Annotated in this window: 1 protein-coding gene; it reads left to right on the top strand. The window is 58.9% G+C overall.

The window, feature by feature from the left end; all coding sequences use genetic code 11:
• Nucleotides 1-399, top strand: a 399-nt coding sequence (locus tag FJA49_RS18300; RefSeq protein WP_199758337.1) for a hypothetical protein, incomplete at both ends; no start/stop codon positions are given.

Genomic DNA, 399 nt, shown 5'->3' on the forward strand with positions numbered 1-399 from the left:
CCACGCATACCTTCACGATGAGCAGCCACAATATCAATGTAATCGCAGCAGGGCTTAACCCGGCGGACTACACATTCACGTACTACCACAGCCAGGCGGATGCCGAGGCGGGAGTGGCGGGGACAGAGCTTCCGAACAGCTACCCTAACGTGACCAATCCCGAGGTTGTCTGGGTAAGGGTACAGAACAAGGTGACCAAATGCGTAAGCGTCGGCACGTTCAGCCTTATCGTTGACGAGCCGGCGGTTGCCCACCCGGTGACGGACCCTGCGCTCATTACCAAGTGCGACATGGACGGCACCAACGACGGCCAGACGGACTTCGACCTTACGGCGTTCGATGCCACGGTACTGGGCACCCAGCCGGTAGGGGACTTTACGGTACACTACTATGACGACC

Source organism: Flavobacterium microcysteis, assembly GCF_006385255.1.
Classification (GTDB): domain Bacteria; phylum Bacteroidota; class Bacteroidia; order Flavobacteriales; family Flavobacteriaceae; genus Flavobacterium; species Flavobacterium microcysteis.